Raw genomic sequence first — 7,390 nt, 5'->3', positions numbered from 1 at the left:
GCCTCAGGGGGCGTCGGCCCGGGCCGGGTCCACCGGGGCCGCGGGGGCGGGCAGCAGCGCCCGGGCGGCGAGATCGCCGACGCCGTAGACGAGCCGGCTGCGGTCGGCCGAGTAGCGGGTCTCGATGACCCGGACGGGACCGCGCCGGTCGTACGTCACCCGGGTCTGGACCATCAGCGGCACCCCGGGGCCGCCCTGGAACCACTGCGCCTCCTCGGGGCCGGGCATCCGGGCCACCAGGTGGTCCACCGCGCCGATCTCGGTGCGGCCGAGCCGGGCGAGCACCGCCTCGTCGCCGCCGTCGATCTGGTCGGGTTCCATCAGCGGGGTGCCCGCCGCGAGGCCGGCCCGGTAGTGGCTCTCCTCGATCGAGTAGGGCTCGCGGTCCAGCAGCCGCAGCTGGCGGCGGACCACGATGGCCTCACCGGGCCGGAGCCCGAGCCGCTCGGCGATGTCCACCCGGGCCCGCACGATCATCATCTCGAAGTCGACGGTGAGCTCCCGGCCGGCGTCGGCGGCCTCGCCGAGGTAGACGGCGGTGGGCACCGCGAGGCAGTCCCGCGGCCCGGCGAGGGGATCTCGCGACAGGGGGGCCGGGGTCGGGCCGTAGGCGCGGTGGTCCAGGACGGGGTGCTCCCGGAGGTAGGTGCCCTTGCCCTGGAGACGGACCAGCCGGCCCTCGTTGACCAGGACGTCGACGGCCAGCCGGACGGTGTTGCGCGCGACCCCGTACTGGCGCTCCAGTTCGCTCTCGACGGGCAGGGCGGCCTGCGCGGTGAACTCGCCCTCGGCGATCCGGCGGCGCAGATCGGCGGCGAGGCGCTGGTATTTGGGGGATTGGGCGGTGCCCCGTGGGATTGTCACCCGAGTGAATGTAGCGAGGGCGGTGACCCGGTTTCAGGCGATTCCGACAATGTCGCCCCGGATCGGCGACACCGGGCGCGGAGCGGGCGCGCCAACCGGGCCGGGGGGCTTGGGAGGCGGCCCCTCCGGATACGAACATCAGCGCGCCCGACCAGCGGGAAATCGGTTCCGGCCACCCGTTCGGCCGCGCCGGACACCCGGATGACCGGCGTGACGAGGGCACGAAACGAAATTGGGGGCGCACAGCAATAAGCTGCACGCCCCCAATTGCCGAAATTACCAGCGCGCGGCCGAGGGCAGCGGCTCTCCGTACCAGAGTTCGACCAGGTGACGGGCGATCGAAATCCCGGACGGCGGCAGGATCTCGCCCGCCGCCATGCCGGCCCGCAGCTCCTCCCGGGAGAACCAGCGCGCCTCGGCCAGCTCCTCGCCGTCCACGGTGATGGCCGTCCCGGCCGGATCGGCCTTGCCCAGGAAGCCCAGCATCAGGCTGGACGGGAACGGCCACGGCTGGCTGGCCACGTAGCCGACCTCGGCGACCCGCACCCCGGCCTCCTCGAAGACCTCGCGGACCACCGCCTGCTCGATCGACTCCCCCGGCTCGACGAACCCGGCCAGGGTCGACCAGCGGCCCTCCGGCCAGAGCGCCTGCCGGCCGAGCAGGCAGCGGTCCTGCTCGTCGGTGATCATCATGATCACCGCCGGGTCGGTGCGCGGGTAGTGCTCGGCCGCGCAGGAGGTGCAGCGCCGGACGTGGCCGGCGCCGGCCTTCTCGGTCGGGTGCCCGCAGCGCGAGCAGAAGCTGTGCAGCCGGTGCCAGTGCTCCAGCGCCACCGCGTGCACCAGCAGCCCGGCGTCCCGGTCGGAGAGCATCGCCCCGACCTCGCGCAGCCCGGCCGGGCGGGCGTCGCCGTCGAGGCGCCCGGGCAGGCTCTCGCCGGCCAGCGCGAAGTACGACACCCCGTCCTCGTCGGTGCCGAGGAAGTAGCGGTCCCCGGTCTGCGGCGCCTCGAAGGAGGGCAGCAGGACCAGTTCGGTGCCCTGCCCGGTGTCCACCACGAAGGCCTCGCCACCGGCGATCGGCAGCACCTTGGTCGTCGGGTGGCTCCAGGCGGCCGCCAGCCAGGGCTCGTCGAACCGGTGCTGGGCCGCCCGGTCCACCCCGGCCCGGGCCAGTGCCAGGGGCAGCGGGCGTTCGGTCTCAGGCACGGTGCTCACTTCGTTCCATCCCCACGTGATGAATCATCCGGATGAGTGGTCTGTCTGCCAGAACGGGCCGCGGGAGGCGCCCCCGCGGCCGTCACGCCGCCCCGTCGCCCGGCCGCCAGTTCTCGGCCAGGTCGGCCCAGAGGTAGGCGGTCGTCTCCACGCCCTTGGCCAGCAGGTCGAGCTCGACCTTCTCGTCGACCGAGTGCCAGCCGTCCGAGGGCACCGAGACGCCGAGGAAGAGCACCGGCGCCCCGAGCACGTCCTGGAGCTCGGCGGCCGGACCGGAACCACCCTCCCGGGTGAAGAGGATCCGCTGCCCGAACGCCCGCTCCATCGCCCGGACGGTGGACCGCAGCGCCGGGTGGTCCAGCGGGGTCAGGCACGGCCGGGTGGCGCCCGGGAACTCCAGCTCGTACCGGATGCCCTCGGGCACCCGCTCCGCCACCCAGGACCGGACGGCCTCCCGGACCCGCTCCACCTCCTGGCCGGCCACCAGCCGGAAGGACAGCTTGAGGTGTGCCGAGGACGGCACGATGGTCTTGCCGCCGGGGCCGGTGTAACCGCCCCAGATGCCGTTCACCTCGGCGGTCGGCCGGGCCCAGACCCGCTCCAGGGTGGAGTAGCCGGCCTCTCCGAGGGTGCCGTGCGACTTGGCGACCTTCAGCCACTGCCCCTCGTCGAAGGGCAGCTCCGCGAAGAGTTCGCGCTCGCGCGCGGTCAGCTCGATCACCCCGTCGTAGAAGCCCGGGACGGCCACCCGGCGGTCCTCGTCGTGCAGCGCGGCGGCCAGCTCGGCCGCGACCGCCGCCGGGTTGGGGACGGCGCCGCCGAAGGAGCCGGAGTGGATGTCGCTGTCCGGGCCGTGGAGGTCGATCTGGGCGTCGGCCAGACCCCGCATGCCGGTGCAGACCGTCGGCGTGGTCTCGGACCACATCCCGGTGTCCGAGATGATCACCACATCGGCGGCCAGCCGGTCGGCCTCCCGGCGGACCAGGGCCGGGAAGTGCGGCGAGCCGGACTCCTCCTCGCCCTCGACCAGCAGCTTGAGGTTGACGGCCGGCGCGGTGCGCCCGGTGGCGGCCAGGTGGGCGCGGACGCCGAGCGTGTGGAAGAACACCTGCCCCTTGTCGTCGGCGGCCCCGCGCGCGAACAGCTGCCGGCCGACCACGGTCGGCTCGAACGGCTCCGTCGCCCAGCCGTCCTCCTTGGCGGCGGGCTGCACGTCGTGGTGGCCGTAGACCAGCACGGTCGGCGCGGACGAGTCCCCGGAGGGCCACTCGGCGAACACCGCCGGCAGACCGTCCGTCTCCCAGACCTCCACCACCGGGAACCCGGTCCCGCGCAGGTTCGCGGCCAGCCACTCGGCGGAGCGGCGGACGTCGCCGGCCCGTTCCGGGTCGGCGGAGACCGAGGGGATGCGGAGCCAGTCGGAGAGGTCGGCCAGGAACTCGGCCTGGTGCCGGTCGATGAAGGAGCGGACGACGCTGTCCGGGGTTCTCGTCATACCGACGACTTTAGTTCGCCCGTGCGGGTGCCCGCCCCGGCCGTCCGGTCACCGGGCGCCGCGGGGCCTGTAACGTCCGTCACCCCCGGCCGCGCGGAGGCGGTCGGGGGTGACGGGACACGGGGGACGCGCGGTCAGCCGGAGCGGCGCAGCAGCGAGATCCGCGAGCGGGTGAGCAGCGCGGCCAACCCCACCGCGAGCAGCGGCAGCACGACCACGGTCACGCCGACGTTGAGCCACGGGAAGACGACCACGGTGCGGTCGACCACCTCGTCGACGCCCGGGGAGGACATCGCCACGCCCTCCACCTTGCGCAGGGCCACCGCCGGCACCACCCCGGCGAACACCCCGAGCAGGGTGCCCATCGCGGCGATCACCCCGCACTGGAAGCCGGAGAGGCTGCGGCGGATCCGCGGCGCGGCGCCGACCGCCGCGAGGGTGGTCAGGTCGCGCTGCGAGTCGGCGGCGGCGAGGCCGGTGGCGATGCCGGCCGCGCCGAGCGCGACCAGGGCGGCGAAGCCCGTCAGACCGAGGGTGATCAGGTCCCCGTTGGACCGGTACCCGCGCTCGACCCCGAAGTGGGTGCCGTCGGCCAGCTTCTCGACCGCCCCCATCGCCTTCTGCTCGGCACCGTCGGACGGCGCCTTGGCCGGCAGCCAGACCGAGCCGGCGTCGCTGACCGCCAGCCCGAGCCGGCGGACGGTCTCCTGGCTGACCACGGCCTGGCCGCCGGTCGGGGCGGGGGAGGCGCCCAGCACCGCGTCGACCGCGATCTCGCGCTTCGGCGCGTCGTGCACCGGCGGGGCGCCGAGCTGCTCCGACTGCGGGGCGGACGGCTCGGTCACGCTCACGATGAGCTTGCCGTCCTTGACGTACCGCGGGTCGAACACGACGGCCTTGCCGGCGGCCAGCGCCTGCCCGGCGGCCGGGTCGGTCACCCCGAACAGGTTGTGCAGCAGGGTGGTGTCGCCGGCGACCAGCGAGCTGAACGGGTTCATCCGGTAGGAGCGGGACTCCTTGCAGCGCTCGTCCTCGGTGCGGAGCCGCTTCGCCTCCGCCGCCGGGATGGACCCGCTGGTGTCCTCGAACAGCGGGCAGCGCCGTTCCTTCGGCAGCTCGATGGTGACGTAGCCGCAGTTGCCGCGGACGGGGTCGCAGTCCCCCGGGAGGCCGACCTGCTGCACGTCGGCGCGGGGCCCGAGGTCGGGGACGTTGCCCTCGACGGCGCCGCGCAACTGGGGCAGCAGCTTGCCGTCCGCGGCCGAACCCCAGCCGCTGCTCAGCGTGACCGAGCCGGCCGGCCCGGAGGCGACGTACTCCCGGCGGTTCTGCTCCTCGCTGCTGGCGGTGTAGATGCCGACCGCGACCGAACCGGCGACGGCGGCCATCACCGCGGCGACGGCGGGGGCGGTGCGGCCGCGGTGGCGGACCGAGTCGCGCAGCGCGAGGCGGGGGCCGAGCGGCAGCCAGCGGCCGATCCGGCCGAAGAGGCCGACCAGGTAGGGCGTCAGGGCGACCATGCCGAGTTCGGCGACCACCGAGCCGCCGAGCACGGCCATGCTGCGGTTGCCGAAGCCGCTGGTCGCGCCGAGCAGGGCGAGCGCGGCGCCGCCGGCCAGCATCAGCAGGCCGAGCAGGGCGAGCTTGCGGCTCGGCGGCTTGAGCGAGTCACGGCCGGTCAGCGCGGCGACGACGTCCTGCCGGGAGGCCTGCACGGCCGGGACGACGGCCGCGAGGAGGCCGGTGACCAGGCCGATGGCGAGCACGCCGAGCAGGTCGACCGGCTGGAGGTCGAAGTGGCCGAAGCGCGTGCCCGCGTAGTTCTCGGCCCAGGGGCGCAGCACCGCGACCAGACCGACGCCGAGCCCCAGGCCCAGGGCCGCGCCGGTCACTCCGAGGACGACACCGCCGCCGAGGACGACCGCGCGGACGTCGGCCCGGTTACCGCCGCCGGCGGCGAGCAGACCCAGCTGGCGGCGCGAGCGCCTGGCCCCGACGGCGAAGGCGGGGCCCGCGAGCAGCACGATCTCCAGCAGGGCCATGCCGACGACGGTGGCCAGGATGACCACGGAGGTCCTGTCGAGGTACCGGGGCCCGCCGCTGTCCTGCGTCTTCTTCGCGTACAGCGGCACCTCGGAGCGGGCCGGCGGGTCGAGCAGCACGCCGCGGGAGGCGACGGTGTAGCCGTACTTGTTGAACTCGGTCACCTTGGGCCAGTCCAGCGCGGCCCCGGCCGGGAGCTCGACCAGCCACCGGGTGGTCTCCCCCCGCGCGAAGCGGCCGAGGGCCTTGTCGGCGCCGGGCAGCTTCGCCAGCGGGTCGGCCAGCATGCCGGGCCGGGCGATCAGCCCGACGGTCCGCAGGTCGCCGGGGTACTCGGCGACGGCCGTGATGGTGAAGGGGGTGGCCTCCAGACCGCGCACGGAAGTGCGGTCGCCGAGCTTGAGGCCGGCGCGGTCGAGGAACTCCCGGGTGGCGGCGACCTCGTGGCCGGCGCTCGGGGCGCGGCCGTCGACCACGTTGATCCGGCCCTTCCAGACCGGGTCGTCGAGGTCGGCCTCGACGGTCTGCACGCTGAGCAGGCCTTCGGCGGTGCTGGTGGGGGTGTACGGGCCCTGCCGCACCGGGACGAGCGTGGCGCCGGCCGGGAGCAGCTGCTTGACCAGGTCGGCGGGCTCGGTGTCGAGGCTGCGGCGCTGCTCGGGCGTGTACTGCGGCCGGCCGTTCTCCACCTTGGCCTCGTCGGCGCCGGTGAGGTCGAAGGGCTGGTCGGGGTCGGGTGCCTGCAGGACGATCGAGCCCCGGTCGATGAGCTGGATCTCGGCGTCGGACTGGCCCATGGTGCGGACCACCCGTTCGACGGGGTCGAGTTCGGCACTGCGGAAGACCACGTCGGCGCCGGCGACGCCGAGCACCGGCAGCGCGACCATGGCGACCACGAGGGCGCTGCGGCCCTTGGCGCGCAGGGCGTCTCGGCGGGCGATCCGCAGGGCGACCCGCCAGGCGCTGAGCCTCACTCCGCCACCGGGCCCTTCGCGTTGGTGGCCGCGGACACCAACAGGCTGCCGGCGTCCTGGCTGACGCTCTCGTCGACCATCCGGCCGTCGCGCAGGAAGACCACGCGGTCGGCCCAGGCGGCGTGCCGGGGTTCGTGGGTGACCATCATCGCGGCGGCGCCGGCGTCGCAGCGGGCGCGCAGCACGGCGAGGACGGATTCGCCGGTGGTGGAGTCGAGGGCGCCGGTGGGCTCGTCGGCGAGGACGAGGCGGCGCTCCCCGATCAGCGCGCGGGCGATGGCGACGCGCTGCTGCTGACCGCCGGACATGTCGTCGGGGAAACGGTCGGCGAGCTCGGGGATGCCGAGCTCCTCCAGCGCGGTCAGCGCCTCGCGGCGGGCGGCGCGGCCGGAGACGCCGTCCAGCTCGCGCGGCAGCGAGATGTTCTCGGCGGCGGTGAGGGCCGGTATCAGGTTGTAGTCCTGGAACACGTAGCCGACCGAGCGGCGGCGGACCTCGGCCAGCTTCTTGCGGCTGAGCCCGCCGAGTGCGACGCCCTCGACCAGGACCTGGCCGGTGGTCGGGGTGTCCAGGCCGCCGGCGAGCGTCAGCAGGGTCGACTTGCCGGACCCGGACGGGCCCATCACGGCGACGAACTCACCGGGGTGCACCTTGAGGTCCACCCCGCGCAGCGCCTGCACCTCGGCCGCGCCCTGGCCGTGCACCCGGGTGATGGTGTCCAGGTGCAGTACCGGTTCGGTACCGCGCCTGATCGGATCGGTGTGGGACACACTTCCCCCTGCTGTTCTGGGCCCGG

General features: G+C 74.7%; 5 protein-coding genes. All 5 read right to left on the bottom strand.

Features of this window, described 5'->3' with window-relative positions; all coding sequences use genetic code 11:
* Positions 1-3 precede the first annotated feature (3 nt).
* Positions 4-864 carry a GntR family transcriptional regulator gene (locus ACFXHB_RS37405; RefSeq protein WP_380580282.1) on the bottom strand — a complete coding sequence of 287 codons (861 nt, stop codon included), beginning with the start codon at positions 862-864 and terminating at the stop codon, positions 4-6.
* 276 nt (positions 865-1,140) lie between these two features.
* A complete protein-coding gene (gene nudC, locus ACFXHB_RS37400; protein ID WP_380580280.1) occupies positions 1,141-2,082 on the bottom strand; it encodes an NAD(+) diphosphatase in 942 nt (313 codons plus the stop codon).
* An 82-nt stretch (positions 2,083-2,164) separates the two neighbouring features.
* Positions 2,165-3,577, bottom strand: a complete 1,413-nt coding sequence (locus tag ACFXHB_RS37395; protein ID WP_380580278.1) for a dipeptidase — start codon at positions 3,575-3,577, stop codon at positions 2,165-2,167.
* Positions 3,578-3,711: 134 nt separating this feature from the next.
* The gene (locus ACFXHB_RS37390) at positions 3,712-6,594 is read right to left on the bottom strand and encodes an FtsX-like permease family protein (protein ID WP_380580276.1); all 2,883 of its coding nucleotides are present in this window, start codon (positions 6,592-6,594) and stop codon (positions 3,712-3,714) included.
* Complete coding sequence (locus tag ACFXHB_RS37385; RefSeq protein WP_380580274.1) at positions 6,591-7,364, bottom strand: ABC transporter ATP-binding protein; 774 nt, start codon at positions 7,362-7,364, stop codon at positions 6,591-6,593. Before ACFXHB_RS37385 ends, ACFXHB_RS37390 begins: the two co-directional genes overlap by 4 nt.
* Between the last annotated feature and the right edge of the window lie 26 nt (positions 7,365-7,390).

This window comes from Kitasatospora sp. NPDC059327 (assembly GCF_042752535.1).
Lineage (GTDB): Bacteria > Actinomycetota > Actinomycetes > Streptomycetales > Streptomycetaceae > Kitasatospora.
This window is presented reverse-complemented; position numbering and strand designations above follow the sequence as displayed.

What these genes read in the sequence shown, in the direction of transcription:
- ACFXHB_RS37395 (WP_380580278.1), bottom strand. Translation starts at nt 3,577, where the DNA reads ATGACGAGAACCCCGGACAGCGTCGTCCGCTCCTTCATCGACCGGCAC.